The organism is Pseudomonas sp. RC3H12 (genome assembly GCF_018596375.1).
Taxonomy (GTDB): domain Bacteria; phylum Pseudomonadota; class Gammaproteobacteria; order Pseudomonadales; family Pseudomonadaceae; genus Aquipseudomonas.
On the sequence record NZ_CP075595.1, the window covers coordinates 5,471,696 to 5,487,802 of the forward strand.

A 16,107-nucleotide genomic window follows, 5' to 3' on the forward strand; every position below is an offset into this window, starting at 1 on the left:
GGTGCGCACTATACGGACGCTCCTGATGGCTGTAAAGCCCCTGACCGAAAAAAAATTCAAAAAATTCAACCCGTTGATTCCACGCGCCTATTTCCGTTCGGCGGATACCACGCCGGGGCTGTCCAAGGCTGACATTTCCGGTTTCAATACGCCTATGCCAGAATTCATATCTATATACCCCAAGGTGAACCCCTTCTGATGGCCGATTGGCAATCCCTCGATCCCGAGGCCGCTCGCGAAGCGGAAAAATACGACAACCCTATCCCCAGCCGTGAGCTGATCCTGCAGCGCCTCGCCGACCGTGGCGAGCCGGCTGCCCGCGAACAGCTGGCCGAAGAGTTCGGTCTTTACGAAGAAGACCAGATCGAAGCCCTGCGCCGCCGCCTGCGTGCCATGGAGCGCGACGGTCAGCTTATCTATACCCGGCGCGGCACCTATGCCCCGGTGGACAAGCTTGACCTTATCTGTGGCCGCGTGTCCGGCCACCGCGACGGTTTCGGCTTCCTGATTCCCGACGATGGCAGCGAAGACCTGTTCCTCAGCCCGTCGCAGATGCGCCTGGTGTTCGACGGCGACCGCGGCCTGGCCCGTGTTTCCGGGGTGGACCGCCGTGGCCGCCGCGAAGGTGTGCTGGTGGAAGTCATCTCCCGCGCCCACGAAAGCGTGGTCGGCCGTTACTTCGAAGAGGGCGGCATCGGCTATGTGACCCCCGACAACCCGAAGATCCAGCAGGAAGTGCTGGTCACCGCCGGGCGCAACGGCGGCGCCAAGATCGGCCAGTTCGTGTCGATCAAGATCACCCACTGGCCAACCCCGCGCTTCCAGCCGCAGGGTGATGTGGTCGAGGTGATCGGCAACTACATGGCGCCGGGCATGGAGATCGACATCGCCCTGCGCAGCTATGACATTCCGCATGTCTGGCCGCAGGAGGTGATCAAGGAAGCGCGCAAGTTCCGCTCCGAAGTCGAGGAGAAAGATAAAGAGAAGCGCATCGACCTGCGCCATCTGCCTTTCGTCACCATCGACGGCGAAGACGCCCGCGACTTCGACGATGCGGTGTATTGCGAGCCGCTCGGCAAGCTGCGCATGTTCTCCGGCGGCTGGCGCCTGTACGTGGCGATCGCCGACGTTTCCAGCTACGTGCGCCTGGGTTCGGCCCTGGATACCGAAGCGCAGCAACGGGGTAACTCGGTGTACTTCCCCGAGCGCGTCGTGCCGATGCTGCCCGAAGAGCTGTCCAACGGCCTGTGCTCGCTGAACCCGCACGTCGATCGCCTGGCCATGGTCTGCGAAATGACCATCAACAAGGCCGGCCAGATGGTCGACTACCAGTTCTACGAGGGTGTGATCCACTCCCATGCGCGCCTGACCTACAACAAGGTCAGCAGCATGCTCGAGCATTCCCGCACCCGCGAAGGCAAGGCCCTGCGCGAGGAGTACAGCGCGGTGCTGCCGGACCTGAAGAGCCTGTACGCCCTGTACAAGGTGCTCCTGGCGGCCCGTCACACCCGTGGCGCGATCGATTTCGAGACCCAGGAAACCCGGATCATCTTCGGCGAAGACCGCAAGATCGACGAAATTCGTCCGACCGTGCGCAATGACGCCCACAAGCTGATCGAAGAGTGCATGCTGGCGGCCAACGTCGCGACGGCAGAGTTCCTGCAGAAGCACAATGTGCCTGCGCTGTACCGCGTGCACGATGGTCCGCCGCCCGAGCGCCTGGAGAAGTTGCGCGCATTCCTCGGTGAGCTGGGCCTGAGCCTGCACAAAGGCAAGGATCCTTCGCCAAAGGACTACCAGGCGCTGCTGGCGAGCATCGCTGGGCGCCCGGACTTCCACCTGATCCAGACTGTCATGCTGCGCTCGCTGAGCCAGGCGGTGTACAGCGTCGAGAACAACGGTCACTTCGGTCTGAACTACGAGGCCTACACCCACTTCACCTCGCCGATCCGTCGTTACCCGGACCTGCTGGTGCACCGCGCCATCCGCAGCGTGATCCGCTCCAAGGTCGACACCCCGCATGTCAAGCGTGCCGGTGCCATGAGCATTCCCAAGGCGCGCATCTACCCGTACGACGAGAACAGCCTCGAGCAGATGGGCGAGCAGTGCTCGATGACCGAGCGCCGCGCCGACGAGGCCACCCGCGACGTGGTCAACTGGCTCAAGTGCGAGTACATGCGTGATCGCGTCGGCGAGACCTTCCCTGGTGTGATCACCGCGGTGACCGGCTTTGGCCTGTTCATCGAGCTGACCGACATCTATGTCGAAGGCCTGGTGCATGTCAGCGCCCTGCCGGGTGACTACTACCACTTCGATCCGGTGCATCACCGCCTGTCCGGTGAGCGCAGCGGCCGCAGCTTCCGCCTGGGCGACACGGTCGAGGTGAAGGTCATGCGTGTCGACCTCGAGCAGCGCAAGATCGACTTCGAAATGTCGGAGAAGACCGTCACCGCGCCGGTCGGCCGCAAGCCACGCGCTGCCGCGCAGCCGGTGGCCGAGCAGGCGCCTGCCGCCGAAGCGAAGATTTCGCCCAAGCCGCGCAGCCGCAAGAGCGAGGCCTCCGAGGCGTACTTCCCGAAAGACGCCGTGCAGCGCAATGCCGAGGTGCGTAAGAGCCGTGAAATGAAGAAGGCGCTGATGGGCGAGGCGCGTGCCAGCGGCCATGCCGGCGGCAAGTCGGAAAAAGGTGGCAAGTCGTCCGGCAAGCCGACCAAGCATCGCAAGGGGCCGCCCAAGTCCGGCGCGCCACGCAAGGGCAAGAACAAGTCATGAGTCAGCTGGAAAAGATCTACGGCGTGCATGCCGTGCAGGCGCTGCTGCAACACCACCCCAAGCGGGTAAAGCAGATCTGGCTGTCCGAAGGGCGCAGTGAGCCACGCATCCAGGCCCTGCTGGAGCTGGCTGCGCAGAACCGCGTCCAGGTCGGCCAGGCCGAGCGCCGTGAGCTCGACGCCTGGGTCGAAGGTGTGCATCAGGGGGTGGTCGCCGAGGTGAGCCCGAGCCAGGTATGGGGCGAGGCGATGCTCGACGAGCTGCTCGAGCGCACCGAGACGCCGCCACTGATCCTGGTGCTCGATGGCGTTACCGATCCGCACAACCTCGGCGCCTGTCTGCGCACCGCCGATGCGGCCGGGGCGACCGCCGTGGTGATCCCCAAGGACAAGTCCGCGACCCTGACCGGCGTGGTGCGCAAGGTGGCCTGCGGCGCCGCCGAGGTGATGCCGCTGGTGGCCGTGACCAACCTGGCGCGTACCCTGGAGAAACTCCAGCAGCGCGGACTGTGGGTGGTCGGTACCGCTGGCGAGGCCGAGCAGGAAATCTACCAGCAGGACCTGACCGGTCCGCTGGTGATGATCATGGGGGCCGAAGGCAAGGGCATGCGCCGCCTGACCCGTGAACACTGTGATTTCCTGGTGAAGTTGCCGATGGGCGGCAGCGTCAGCAGCCTGAACGTTTCGGTGGCCACCGGGGTGTGCCTGTTCGAGGCGGTGAGGCAGCGTCAGGTCAAGCGCTGATTCATTGCTCGTGGGGCGGGGGCGTGGGAGCGGGCTTGCCCCGCGATGCGATGGCAAACCCACCACCATCGCGGGGCGGGTCGCCGCATCGCCCCTCCCACGAGCCCCGTTCCCGCAAGAATCACCCGACCTGGCGAATATGTTTCCGGCTGTTCAAATATTCGCCAACCTCCTTGCTTGTCCTTCCCGGCTTCTCTACAATTGCGCCCCTTGCCGAGCTGGCAGGCGCGCATGTGCCTTCTCTCTAGGGCAAGACATACAGTGTCATTCACTCCTTGTCTGACCAGGTTGCTGGCAGACTACTAACCCGTAAGGAGCATTCATGCGTCATTACGAAATCATCTTCCTGGTTCACCCGGACCAGAGCGAGCAAGTCGGCGGCATGGTTGAGCGTTACACCAAGCTGATCGAAGAAGATGGTGGCAAGATCCACCGCCTGGAAGACTGGGGCCGTCGTCAACTGGCCTACGCAATCAACAATGTTCACAAGGCTCACTACGTGATGCTGAACGTTGAGTGCTCCGGCAAGGCCCTGGCCGAGCTGGAAGACAACTTCCGCTACAACGATGCCGTGATCCGTAACCTGGTCATCCGTCGCGACGAAGCCGTCACCGGCCCGTCCGAGATGCTCAAGGCAGAAGAGAACCGCAGCGAGCGCCGTGAGCGTCGTGAACGTCCTGAGCATGCTGATGGCGCCGAAGGCGACGACAGCAATGACAGCGACAACAGCGATAACGCTGACGAGTAATCCACGGACCTTTTGAGGAGCCTATTACATGGCACGTTTCTTCCGTCGTCGTAAATTCTGCCGCTTCACTGCTGAAGACGTGAAAGAGATCGACTTCAAAGATCTCAACACCCTGAAAGCTTACGTATCCGAAACCGGCAAGATCGTTCCAAGCCGCATCACCGGTACCAAAGCTCGTTATCAGCGTCAGCTGGCCACCGCTATCAAGCGCGCCCGCTTCCTGGCCCTGCTGCCCTACACCGACAGCCACGGCCGCTGAGACCGGGTCGTCGACTAAGTAGCAAGGGATAAGCATGCGAGCGTTGGCAAGTTTCATCATGCGCGGTCGTGTGCAGGCCACCCTCGTGGTGGTCATCAGCGCGGTACTGCCGCTGCTGTTCTGGTTGAGTGCCGCTGCCGGGAGCCTTGTGCTCCTGCGGCGCGGGTTCAAGGACGCTTCATCGGTCATCGCCTGGGGCCTTTTGCCAGCGTTGATCATGGGGTTCTTCGGCGAACCGAGCACCTTGCTGGTGCTTTTGGGAACGCTGGGTCTGGCCGCCTCGTTGCGCGCCGGGCATTCCTGGACCCGGGTACTGCTGTCCAGTGTCGCATTAGGCTTGCTGTACAGCCTGATCCTGGATGCGGTGATGCGCGAAACCTTCGAGGTGCTGGCCAAGGCGCTTGAAAAAGCCCTGCCGCAGTTCGAGGGCCAACCAGTACTACCTGGTGAGCTGATCGGCCCTTTGCTGGTCGCTTCCAGTGCGGTAATGCTGCAGCTGTTCAGCCTGCTGGCCTTGATGCTGGCGCGCTATTGGCAGGCTGCGTTGTACAACCCCGGTGGTTTCGGGCGCGAGTTTCGCGAACTGAGGCTGCCGCTGGTACCCATGCTGGTGCTGGTGTCATTGATGGTGTTGGGCCCGTTCATCGGGTCTCAGTTCATCGTCCTGGCCAGTGCGTCCAGCCTGGTGCTGCTGCTCGCTGGCATCGCCCTGATTCACGGGCTGGTGGCACAACGGCGTCTGGCCGGTTTCTGGCTGGTGGGGATGTACGTGACGTTGCCGCTGCTCATGCAGCTGATGTATCCGTTGCTCGTGGTTCTGGCCATTGTCGACAGCCTGATTGATTTTCGCGGTCGCAAGTCCCCTTCACAGGGTGACGACTCCGCGAACGGTGAAGGTTAAAAGTTAAGAGGTTTTACCAAATGGAACTGATCCTGCTGGAAAAAGTCGCCAACCTGGGCAACCTGGGCGACAAAGTAAACGTTAAGGCTGGTTACGGCCGTAACTTCCTGCTGCCATTCGGCAAGGCCACCGTTGCCAACGCCGCCAACCTGGCCGCGTTCGAAGAACGCCGCGCCGAGCTGGAAAAAGCCGCCGCAGAGAAAAAAGCTTCGGCTGAAAGCCGCGCTGCCCAACTGGCCGAGCTGGAAGTGACCATCACTGCCACCGCTGGCGACGAAGGCAAGCTGTTCGGTTCGATCGGCACCCACGACATCGCTGACGCCCTGACCGCCTCCGGCGTTGAAGTGGCCAAGGCTGAAGTTCGTCTGCCGAACGGCACCATTCGTCAGGTTGGCGAGTACGACGTAGCCGTGCACCTGCACAGCGACGTTGAAGCCACCGTACGTGTGGTTGTCGTAGCTGCCTAAGCTGCGTAATCGGCTGGTCCCTCGCGGGCCAGGCGGTTAACATCGGGCACGGTCCTGTCTTGCAGGCCGTGCCCTTTGTCTTTTTCATCTTCCAGAATTCTTTCGTGGCCATGAACGAGATCACCACCCCCGAACAACTCGACCTGCAAACCGCTGCCCTGAAGGTGCCGCCGCATTCCATCGAGGCCGAACAGGCCGTGCTCGGTGGCCTGATGCTGGACAACAACGCCTGGGAGCGGGTGCTGGATCAGGTGTCGGATGGCGATTTCTACCGGCATGACCATCGCCTGATCTTCCGTGCCATCCACAAGCTGGTGGATGCGAACCAGCCGTTCGACGTGGTCACCCTGCACGAGCAGTTGGACAAGGAAGGCGTGTCCACCCAGGTCGGCGGCCTGGCCTACCTTGCCGAGCTGGCCAAGAACACCCCGTCGGTGGCCAACATCAAGGCCTATGCTGCGATCATCCGCGAGCGGGCCACGCTGCGGCAGCTGATCAGCATCAGCACCGATATCGCCGACAACGCCTTCAACCCGCAGGGGCGTAACGCCGAAGAGATCCTCGACGACGCCGAACGGCAGATCTTCCAGATCGCCGAGGCGCGGCCGAAGACCGGCGGGCCGGTGGGGGTCAATGAGTTGTTGACCATGGCCATCGACCGTATCGACACGCTGTTCAACTCCGACAGCGACATCACCGGCGTGTCCACCGGTTTCACCGACCTGGACGAAAAGACCAGCGGCCTGCAGGCCGCCGACCTGATCATCGTCGCGGGCCGTCCGTCGATGGGCAAGACCACCTTCGCCATGAACCTGGTGGAAAACGCCGTGTTGCGCAGCGACAAGGTGGTGCTGGTGTTCTCCCTCGAGATGCCCGGTGAATCGCTGATCATGCGTATGCTGTCGTCGCTCGGGCGCATCGACCAGACCAAGGTGCGTTCCGGTCAGCTGGACGACGACGACTGGCCGCGGCTGACCTCGGCGGTCAACCTGCTGAACGACCGCAAGCTGTTCATCGACGATACCGCCGGCATCAGCCCATCGGAAATGCGTGCGCGCACCCGCCGCCTGGCCCGCGAGCACGGCGAGATCGCCATGATCATGGTCGACTACCTGCAGCTGATGCAGATCCCGGGTTCGGCCGGTGACAACCGGACCAACGAGATTTCCGAGATCTCCCGCTCGCTCAAGGCGCTGGCCAAGGAATTCAACTGCCCGGTAATCGCCCTGTCACAGCTCAACCGCTCCCTGGAGCAGCGCCCCAACAAGCGCCCGGTCAACTCCGACCTTCGTGAATCGGGTGCGATCGAGCAGGACGCCGACGTGATCATGTTCGTCTACCGTGACGAGGTGTATCACCCCGAGACCGAGCACAAGGGCGTGGCCGAGATCATCATCGGCAAGCAGCGTAACGGCCCCATCGGCTTCATTCGCCTGGCGTTCATCGGCAAGTACACCCGCTTCGAGAACCTCGCACCGGGCATGTACAACTTCGACGACGACGAGTAATCACCGAGCCTATCCCCGGCAGCAGCGCTCCTGTGGGAGCCGGCTTGCCGGCGATAGGGCCAGTGGAAGCTACAGATGAATCCGACCACCACCGTCGGATTTGGTCAAAATTTGTGCTATATTCCGCGCCCGCGATTTTCCTGCACATTAGAACCGGTCACTGACATGCAAGCAGCCAAACCACTCTACGACTATCCCAAGTACTGGGCCGAATGCTTCGGTCCAGCGCCGTTCCTGCCGATGAGCAGGGAGGAGATGGATCAGCTCGGCTGGGATTCCTGCGACATCATCATCGTGACCGGTGACGCCTACGTCGACCACGCATCGTTCGGCATGGCCATCATCGGCCGCCTGCTCGAGGCCCAGGGCTTCCGGGTGGGCATCATCGCCCAGCCGAACTGGCAGTCGAAGGACGACTTCATGAAGCTCGGCGAGCCGAACCTGTTCTTCGGGGTCGCGGCGGGCAACATGGACTCGATGATCAACCGCTACACCGCGGACAAGAAAATCCGTTCCGACGACGCCTACACGCCAGGCGGCCTGGCCGGCAAGCGTCCGGACCGAGCCAGCCTGGTGTACAGCCAGCGCTGCAAGGAAGCCTACAAGCATGTGCCGATCGTGCTCGGCGGCATCGAGGCCTCGCTGCGCCGTATCGCTCATTACGACTACTGGCAGGACAAGGTCCGCCACTCGATCCTGGTCGACGCCAGTGCCGACATCCTGCTGTACGGCAACGCCGAACGCGCGATCGTCGAGGTTGCCCAGCGCCTGTCCCAGGGTGAACGCATCGAGCACATCACCGATGTGCGCGGCACCGCGTTCATTCGTCGCGACACCCCGCAGGGCTGGTTCGAGATCGACTCCACGCGCATCGACCGTCCGGGCCGCGTCGACAAGATCATCAACCCGTACGTGAACACCCAGGACACCCAGGCCTGTGCCATCGAGCAGGCCAAGGGCGACCAGGAAGACCCGAACGAAGCCAAGGTCGTGCAGATCCTCGACAGCCCCAGCGTCACCCGCGAGAAGTCGGTGATCCGCCTGCCGTCGTTCGAGAAGGTGCGCAACGACCCGGTGCTCTACGCCCACGCCAACCGCGTGCTGCACCTGGAGACCAACCCGGGCAATGCCCGCGCCCTGGTGCAGAAGCATGGCGAGGTGGACGTGTGGTTCAACCCGCCTCCCATTCCCATGACCACCGAAGAGATGGACTATGTGTTCGGCATGCCCTATGCGCGCATCCCGCACCCGGCGTATGGCAAGGAGCGCATCCCGGCCTACGAGATGATCCGCTTCTCGGTGAACATCATGCGTGGCTGCTTCGGTGGCTGCACCTTCTGCTCGATCACCGAGCACGAAGGCCGGATCATCCAGAACCGCTCCCACGAGTCGATCCTGCACGAGATCGAGGAGATGCGCGACAAGGTGCCGGGCTTCACCGGCGTGGTCTCCGACCTCGGCGGGCCGACCGCCAACATGTACCGCATCGCCTGCAAGAGCCACGACATCGAGAAGCACTGCCGCAAGCCTTCGTGCGTGTTCCCGGGCATCTGCGAGAACCTCAACACCGACCACAGCTCGCTGATCGAGTTGTATCGCAAGGCTCGTGCCCTGCCGGGGGTCAAGAAGATCCTGATCGCCTCGGGCCTGCGCTACGACCTGGCGGTCGAGTCGCCGGAGTACGTGCGTGAGCTGGTCACCCACCACGTCGGTGGTTACCTGAAGATCGCCCCGGAGCACACCGAGCGTGGTCCGCTGGACAAGATGATGAAGCCGGGTATCGGCACCTACGACCGCTTCAAGCGCATGTTCGAGAAGTTCTCGAAAGAGGCGGGCAAGGAGCAGTACCTGATCCCTTACTTCATCGCCGCCCACCCGGGTACCACCGACGAAGACATGATGAACCTGGCCCTGTGGCTCAAGGGCAATGGCTTCCGCGCCGACCAGGTGCAGGCGTTCTATCCGTCGCCGATGGCTTCGGCCACCGCCATGTACCATTCGGGCAAGAACCCGCTGCGCAAGGTCACCTACAAGAGCGAAGGGGTGGAGATCGTCAAGAGCGAGGAGCAGCGCCGCTTGCACAAGGCGTTCCTGCGTTATCACGATCCAAAGGGCTGGCCGATGCTGCGCGAGGCGCTGCAGCGCATGGGGCGCGCCGACCTGATCGGGCCAGGCAAGCACCAGCTGATCCCGCTGCACCAGCCGGCGACCGACACTTACCAGAGTGCGCGGCGCAAGAACTCGACCCCGGCCGGCAGCCACAAGGTGGGCAAGGACCAGAAGATCCTCACCCAGCACACCGGCCTGCCGCCGCGCGCCAGCGATGGCAGCAAGCCGTGGGACAAGCGCGAGAAAGCCAAGGCCGAGGCGTTCGCCCGCAACCAGCAGGCGGCCAAGGAGCGCAAGGAAGCGGCCAAGGGTGGTGGCGGCAAGGGCAAGAAGCCGCGCCAGCCGGTCATTCCGCGCTGATCATAAAAGGGGCTGCAAAGCAGCCCCTTCCAGGTCAATCAGGCTGCTTGTCGACCCACTTCGGCACCACCGGCGCAACGAAGCTGTCCATCCCATCCAGCAACTCATCCGGCCGCTCCCCGAGCAACAGCATTGCCCGGTGCTGTGGCCGCACGAAGCCTTCCTCGACAATATGGTCGAGGAACCCGCCGAGCTTCGCATAGAACCCATTCACATCGAGCAGGCCCAGCGGCTTGGCGTGATAGCCTAGTTGCCCCCAGGTCCACACCTCGAACAGCTCCTCCAGCGTGCCCAGGCCACCCGGCAGGGCGATGAAGGCGTCGCTGAGTTCGGCCATGCGCGCCTTGCGCGCATGCATGCCATCTACCACCTCCAGGCGGGTCAGGCCCTTGTGGCCGATTTCGGCGTTCATCAGGCTTTCAGGAATGATGCCGACAACCTCGCCACCCGCCGCCATGGCGGCATCGGCGACGGTGCCCATCAGGCCGACCGCGCCGCCGCCGTACACCAGCGTCAGGCCACGGCGGGCGATGGCCTGGCCGAGGGCGACGGCGGCTTCACGGTAGGCAGGGTTGGCACCGATGCTGGCGCCACAGAAGACACAAACGGAACGTACAGGCATTGCTTATCTCCCTTTACATGCGCGCACAGGGTAAGGCGCATGCCTGTCGGTTCCAAGGGGATCATTCGGGGCGGGCGAACTCGCAGACCGCCGAACCGGCCGCGCCACAGGCGTAGGCTGCCAGCAGGCTGCGCATCATGCTGCTCAATGTCATGACATTGCTCCTAATTGAGAGGTTGTCTCATCGTCCATTAAGAGGGCATGATGTGCACTTTGATTGGTTGTATACAATCCATTGAACAAATCTACTGGCTGGCGACTTGACACCCCTTGACCCATATCAGGTACGGGCGTCCGGTTTTCAGGCAGTCTCGCAATTGATAAAACCCTGCCAAGGAGATTCATGATGTTTGCGAAAGCTGTAGCGGTATCCCTGCTGACCCTCGCCAGCGCCTCCGTCTTTGCCGCCGACTGCAAGGTGACTGTCGACTCGACCGACCAGATGTCGTTCAACACCAAGGAATTCACCGTCGACAAGAGCTGCAAGACCGTCGAGATCGAACTGACCCACGGTGGCAGCCTGCCGAAGAACGTCATGGGCCACAACCTGGTCATCAGCAAGACCGCCGACATGCAGGCCATCGCCACCGAAGGCATGTCGCAAGGCCTGGACAAGGATTACATCAAGGCCGACAACGCCGCGATCATCGGCCACACCAAGATGATCGGTGCCGGCGAAAAAGACACCTTCAAGCTCGATACTTCCAAGCTGGAAGCCGGTGGCGACTACAGCTTCTTCTGCACCTTCCCTGGCCACATCTCGATGATGAAGGGCAAGGTCGTCGTCAAGTAAGCGACGCCTGACGCAGTACCCTTGTGGGAGCGGGCTTGCCCCGCGATGGCGAAGGTGAAACCACCAACGTCATCGCAGGGCAGGCACGCTCCCACAGTTGTTTCCATAGCCGGATCAAGGGGCGAACGGCAGCTCGCGCTTGTGCTGGGTCTTGCGGTAGGTGGCGACGATGATGTCGAACGCCTCCTGGCTCACCGGCTCACCGTGCAGGAAGGCGTCGATCTGCTGGTAGGTCACGCCGTGGGACGCTTCGTCCGGCTTGCCCGGTTCGAGGTCTTCGAGGTCCGCGGTCGGTACTTTTTCCACCAGCGATTCCGGCGCGCCAAAGCTGCGCGCAATGGAGCGCACCTGGTTTTTCACCAGCCCGCTCAGCGGCGCCAGGTCGCAGGCCCCGTCACCGAACTTGGTGAAGAAGCCCATCACCGCTTCGGCCGCGTGATCCGTGCCGATCACCAGGCCCGCACGGGCACCGGCGACGGTGTATTGGGCGACCATGCGCGTGCGCGCCTTGACGTTGCCAACGACGAAGTCGACCAGGGTCGGCGAGCCGTTTTTCAGTTCCTCGACCTCCGCCGCCAAGGCCTTTACGGCTGGCGCGATGTCGATGGTGTGCACCTCGTCGGCCTTGATCACCTCCAGGCAGGCCTGGGCGTCGTGCTCGTCGTGCTGCACGTGGTACGGCAGGCGCACGGCGATGAAGGTATATGCCTTGTCGCCGGTTTCGTCGCGCAGCTCGCTGATGGCGCGCTGCGCGAGCAGGGCGGCGGTCAGCGAGTCGACACCGCCACTGATGCCCAGCACCAGGGTCTTGAGCCGGGCATTGGCCAGGCAGTCCTTGATGAACGCCACGCGCCGGGCCACTTCCTGCTCAAGGGCGGCAGCATCGGCGAATGGCGGCTGCACCTTGAGCGCCCGGGCAATCTCTTGCTGAACGGCTTGCATGGGTTACTCCTTGCTGGGGACTTTGAATACGTGGCGCATGTAAGCGACGAAGTTTTCGTCACGGCACTGCGTCTTGGCGGCTTCGTCGGAGATCTTCGCCACCGGCGAGCCGTTGCAGTCGGTCATTTTAAGCACGATGTTCATCGGTGCCACGCCGGGGATGTCGCACGTCAGGTTGGTACCGATGCCAAAGCTGACGTTGATGCGCCCGCGCAAGGCACGGAAGATTTCCAGCGAGCGGGTCAGGTTCAGGCCATCGGAGAACACCAGGGTCTTGGTCATCGGGTCGATACCGAGCTTCTGATAATGGGCGATGGCCTTTTCCGCCCAGGCCACCGGCTCGCCCGAGTCGTGGCGCAGGCCATCGAACAGCTTGGCGAAGTACAGGTCGAAATCCTTCAGGAAGGCATCCATGGTGATGCAGTCGGTCAGGGCGATGCCGAGCAGCCCACGGTACTCGCGCACCCAGCAGTCCAGGGCGGCGATCTGGCTGTCGATCAGCCGTGGGCCTAGCTGCTGGTGGGCCATGATCCATTCGTGGGCCATGGTGCCCAGGGGCTTGATATCCAGCTTCCATGCCAGGTCGACGTTGCTGGTGCCGACGAAGCGGCCCGGGAACTCATCGCGCAGCACCCGCACCACGTCTTCCTGCACGCGGCTGGAGAAGCGCCGGCGGGTGCCAAAGTCGGCCACCTGCAGTTCGGCCAGTTCGTCGACGCTGGCGTGGGCGCGCAGCCAGTCGAACTTGCGATATAGCTGGTCGCGGGCTTCGGCCAGGCGCATGCGCGGGTGCAGGTGGCGGTTGCGCACTTCGCTGATGATGGCCAGCAGCGGCACTTCGAACAGGATCACATGCAGCCATGGGCCTTTCAGGCGCAGGAACAGTTGGTCGTTCTCGATGCCGATGCGCACATAGCGCAGGTTGAAGCGGAACAGGCGCAGGAAGCGCAGGAAGTCCGGCTTGAGGAAGCTGATGCGCTCGAGGAAGGCCAGTTGGCCGTCATCCAGGGTCAGCTCGCTGAGCAGCTCGAGCTGGTTGCGGATCTCGCCCAGGTAGGGCCGCAGGTCCTCGCCGTTGCGGCAGCGAAACTCCCATTCGACATCGGCGTCCGGGTAGTTGTGCAGGACGCCCTGCATCATCGTGAGCTTGTAGAAGTCGGTGTCGAGCAGGTTGTGCACGATGCGCTCGGCGAATGCGCTCTCGCTCATCAGGGGGAAGCTCCAAAGCGGGCAATGGCGGCTATTGTGCCAGCCTTTTGCTTTTGCATGTGCTCACATCGCGGGGCAAGCCTGCTCCCGCATCGCCCGCGATCATGGCCGCGACAGGTAATTTACCGTGCGCCAGCTAGCCTTCAAACAGTGCTCCCTGTAGCAGTCGCGCACCAGTGGTGTGCAGTTCGGTGACGTCCGCTGTTACAGCGCGGTTGCACGTTAACACTTGCGAGGGTTGCAATGATGGCGGGCGATGGTTGCTCCTTGTCTAGGCGTGTGGGTGCCACTTGCCGTGCGGCAGACGGTTGCACGCTCAATAAAGAAAAGGCCGCCGGTCGCCTCTGTTCATCCCTTGTCGTGTGTTTTCCCGGAAGACAAAACCACTGGCACGGCCCTTGCTCGGAGCACAGGGCTGAGAAGTTGTAGTGCCAACCAAAAAAAATATTCTAGGAGCACCACCTCATGTCGCAGACGTTTTACAAGAAAGGTTTCCTGGCACTGGCTGTAGCCACCGCACTGGGTGTTTCTTCGTATGTTCAGGCCGACATCAAGATCGGCGTCGCGGGCCCGATGACCGGAGCCAACGCAGCGTTTGGCGAGCAGTACATGAAAGGTGCGCAGGCCGCGGCCGACGTGATCAACAAGGCCGGCGGCGTCAACGGCGAGAAGATCGTGCTGGTCAAGGGCGATGACGCTTGCGAGCCGAAGCAGGCAGTATCCGTGGCCAACCGCCTGGTCGACCAGGACAAGGTGGCGGGCGTGGTCGGTCACTTCTGCTCCTCCAACACCATCCCCGCTTCCGAGGTTTACGATGAGGCCGGCGTGATCGCCATCACTCCCGGCTCCACCAACCCGCAGGTGACCGAGCGCGGCCTGTCCGCGATGTTCCGCATGTGCGGCCGTGACGACCAGCAGGGCATCGTCGCCGGCAACTACATTGTCGACGTGCTCAAGGGCAAGAAGGTGGTGGTGCTGCACGACAAGGACACCTATGGCCAGGGTCTGGCCGACGCCACCAAGGCCCAGCTGATCAAGCGCGGCGTCACCCCGGTGCTGTACGAGGGCCTGACCCGCGGCGAGAAAGACTTTAGCGCGGTTGTCACCAAGATCCGCGCCGCAGGTGCCGATGTCGTCTACTTCGGCGGCCTGCACCCGGAGGCCGGCCCGCTGGTGCGCCAGCTGCGCGAGCAGGGCCTGAAGGACGTGGCATTCATGTCCGACGACGGCATCGTCACCGACGAACTGGTGGCCACCGCCGGCGGCGCCCAGTACACCAACGGCGTGTACATGACCTTCGGCGCCGACCCGCGCCTGCTGCCCGACAGCAAGGCGGTGGTCGAGGAGTTCCGCAAGAACGGCACCGAGCCTGAAGGCTACACCCTGTATGCCTACGCCTCGGTCCAGGCCCTGGCCGCCGCGTTCAACGGCGCCAAGTCGAACAAGGGCGAGGACGCCGCCAAGTGGCTCAAGGCCAACCCGGTCAAGACCGTCATGGGCGAGAAGAAGTGGGACCAGAAGGGCGACCTGACCGTCTCCGACTACGTGGTCTACCAGTGGGATGCCAACGGCAAGTACCACCAGCTGGAAAAACAACAATAACAACGGCATCCGGCCCGGGCGCGCGATGCCCCGGGCCGTTGCCCCGCGGTACCTGTCATTGTCAGTAGATGTGCACAGTTCTGCGCTGCGAGGGCCGCTGCATCCGGGCCCTGCGTGGTCGGCGCTCGTGCAATCTCAATCAGGTGAGATTGCGTTATGGATGGTATTTTCCTGCAGCAACTGGTCAACGGCCTGACCCTCGGGTCGGTCTATGGCCTGATCGCCATCGGCTACACAATGGTCTATGGCATCATCGGCATGATAAACTTCGCACACGGCGAGGTGTACATGATCTCCGCGTACCTCGCGGCGATCAGCCTGGCATTGCTGGCCTACTTCGGTATCGAGTCGTTTCCGCTGCTGATGCTGGGCACGCTGTTGTTCACCATCGTCGTCACTGGCGTCTATGGCTTCACCATCGAACGCATCGCCTACAAACCCCTGCGCAACTCCACTCGCCTCGCGCCCTTGATCAGCGCCATCGGCATTTCGCTGATCCTGCAGAACTACGCGCAGATCAGCCAGGGCGCCCGCCAGCAAGGCGTGCCGACCCTGCTCGAAGGCGCCATGCGCGTCGAAGTGGGCACCGGTTTCGTGCAGCTCACCTACACCAAGATCTTCATCCTGGTGGCCGCTTTCGTCGGCATGGGCCTGCTCACCTACGTGATCAAGTACACCAAGCTCGGGCGCATGTGCCGGGCCACGCAACAAGACCGCAAGATGGCCTCGATCCTGGGCATCAACACCGACAGGGTGATCTCCTACGTGTTCGTCATCGGTGCGGTGATGGCCGCGCTGGCGGGCGTACTGATCACCATGAACTACGGCACCTTCGATTTCTACGCCGGCTTCATCATCGGCATCAAGGCCTTCACCGCCGCGGTGCTCGGCGGTATCGGCTCGCTGCCGGGGGCCATGCTCGGCGGGATCATCCTGGGGATTTCCGAGTCGTTGTTCTCTGGCCTGATCAACTCCGACTACAAGGACGTGTTCAGCTTCTCGCTGCTGGTGATGATCCTCATCTTCCGTCCCCAAGGCCTGCTGGGTCGCCCGCTCGTGGCTAAGGTGTGAA

At 62.7% G+C, this 16,107-nt stretch carries 15 protein-coding genes; 12 read left to right on the top strand and 3 right to left on the bottom strand.

Features of this window, described 5'->3' with window-relative positions:
* Window positions 1-25 precede the first annotated feature (25 nt).
* From KHO27_RS24815 to KHO27_RS24855, 9 genes are all read left to right on the top strand, one after another.
* Window positions 26-199 carry a hypothetical protein gene (locus tag KHO27_RS24815; protein ID WP_158539579.1) on the top strand — a complete coding sequence of 58 codons (174 nt, stop codon included), beginning with the start codon at window positions 26-28 and terminating at the stop codon, window positions 197-199.
* Entirely contained in the window at window positions 199-2,772 is a 2,574-nt protein-coding gene (gene rnr, locus KHO27_RS24820) for a ribonuclease R (RefSeq protein ID WP_110701829.1), read from the top strand. The genes KHO27_RS24815 and rnr overlap by 1 nt, the downstream gene beginning before the upstream one ends.
* Window positions 2,769-3,515, top strand: a complete 747-nt coding sequence (gene rlmB / locus KHO27_RS24825; protein ID WP_104444841.1) for a 23S rRNA (guanosine(2251)-2'-O)-methyltransferase RlmB — start codon at window positions 2,769-2,771, stop codon at window positions 3,513-3,515. Before rnr ends, rlmB begins: the two co-directional genes overlap by 4 nt.
* A 322-nt stretch (window positions 3,516-3,837) precedes the next feature.
* A complete protein-coding gene (gene rpsF / locus KHO27_RS24830; RefSeq protein ID WP_023629370.1) occupies window positions 3,838-4,263 on the top strand; it encodes a 30S ribosomal protein S6 in 426 nt (141 codons plus the stop codon).
* Window positions 4,264-4,291: 28 nt separating this feature from the next.
* Window positions 4,292-4,522 carry a 30S ribosomal protein S18 gene (gene rpsR / locus KHO27_RS24835; RefSeq protein WP_003249563.1) on the top strand — a complete coding sequence of 77 codons (231 nt, stop codon included), beginning with the start codon at window positions 4,292-4,294 and terminating at the stop codon, window positions 4,520-4,522.
* Window positions 4,523-4,556: 34 nt separating this feature from the next.
* Window positions 4,557-5,423 (top strand): YybS family protein, encoded by an 867-nt coding sequence (locus KHO27_RS24840; RefSeq protein ID WP_111533326.1) that lies wholly within the window; start codon window positions 4,557-4,559, stop codon window positions 5,421-5,423.
* Window positions 5,424-5,443: 20 nt separating this feature from the next.
* Window positions 5,444-5,890 carry a 50S ribosomal protein L9 gene (rplI, locus tag KHO27_RS24845; protein ID WP_046854006.1) on the top strand — a complete coding sequence of 149 codons (447 nt, stop codon included), beginning with the start codon at window positions 5,444-5,446 and terminating at the stop codon, window positions 5,888-5,890.
* A 110-nt stretch (window positions 5,891-6,000) separates the two neighbouring features.
* Window positions 6,001-7,398, top strand: coding sequence for a replicative DNA helicase (gene dnaB / locus KHO27_RS24850; RefSeq protein ID WP_046854007.1), 1,398 nt, complete (start codon window positions 6,001-6,003; stop codon window positions 7,396-7,398).
* Window positions 7,399-7,563: 165 nt separating this feature from the next.
* Window positions 7,564-9,867, top strand: coding sequence for a YgiQ family radical SAM protein (locus tag KHO27_RS24855; protein ID WP_102683945.1), 2,304 nt, complete (start codon window positions 7,564-7,566; stop codon window positions 9,865-9,867).
* A gap of 34 nt (window positions 9,868-9,901) precedes the next feature.
* On the opposite strand, the gene KHO27_RS24860 is transcribed toward KHO27_RS24855, so the two are convergent.
* Window positions 9,902-10,489: a cytokinin riboside 5'-monophosphate phosphoribohydrolase gene (locus KHO27_RS24860; protein WP_110701823.1), complete on the bottom strand. Its 588-nt coding sequence runs from the start codon at window positions 10,487-10,489 to the stop codon at window positions 9,902-9,904.
* Between the two features lie 346 nt (window positions 10,490-10,835).
* Between KHO27_RS24860 and azu the strand changes: the two genes are divergently transcribed.
* Window positions 10,836-11,282: an azurin gene (gene azu, locus KHO27_RS24865; protein ID WP_102683950.1), complete on the top strand. Its 447-nt coding sequence runs from the start codon at window positions 10,836-10,838 to the stop codon at window positions 11,280-11,282.
* Window positions 11,283-11,396: 114 nt separating this feature from the next.
* On the opposite strand, the gene nadE is transcribed toward azu, so the two are convergent.
* Entirely contained in the window at window positions 11,397-12,224 is an 828-nt protein-coding gene (gene nadE, locus KHO27_RS24870) for an NAD(+) synthase (RefSeq protein WP_139673813.1), read from the bottom strand.
* Window positions 12,225-12,227: 3 nt separating this feature from the next.
* Window positions 12,228-13,433: a nicotinate phosphoribosyltransferase gene (gene pncB / locus KHO27_RS24875; RefSeq protein WP_110701816.1), complete on the bottom strand. Its 1,206-nt coding sequence runs from the start codon at window positions 13,431-13,433 to the stop codon at window positions 12,228-12,230.
* Window positions 13,434-13,898: 465 nt separating this feature from the next.
* Here pncB and KHO27_RS24880 point away from each other — a divergent pair, with 465 nt between their 5' ends.
* Both KHO27_RS24880 and KHO27_RS24885 read left to right on the top strand, forming a co-directional pair.
* On the top strand, window positions 13,899-15,035 hold the full coding sequence (locus KHO27_RS24880; protein WP_214500923.1) for a branched-chain amino acid ABC transporter substrate-binding protein: 1,137 nt from the start codon (window positions 13,899-13,901) through the stop codon (window positions 15,033-15,035).
* A gap of 156 nt (window positions 15,036-15,191) precedes the next feature.
* Window positions 15,192-16,106, top strand: a complete 915-nt coding sequence (locus KHO27_RS24885; protein ID WP_019098910.1) for an ABC transporter permease subunit — start codon at window positions 15,192-15,194, stop codon at window positions 16,104-16,106.
* Window position 16,107 lies beyond the last annotated feature (1 nt).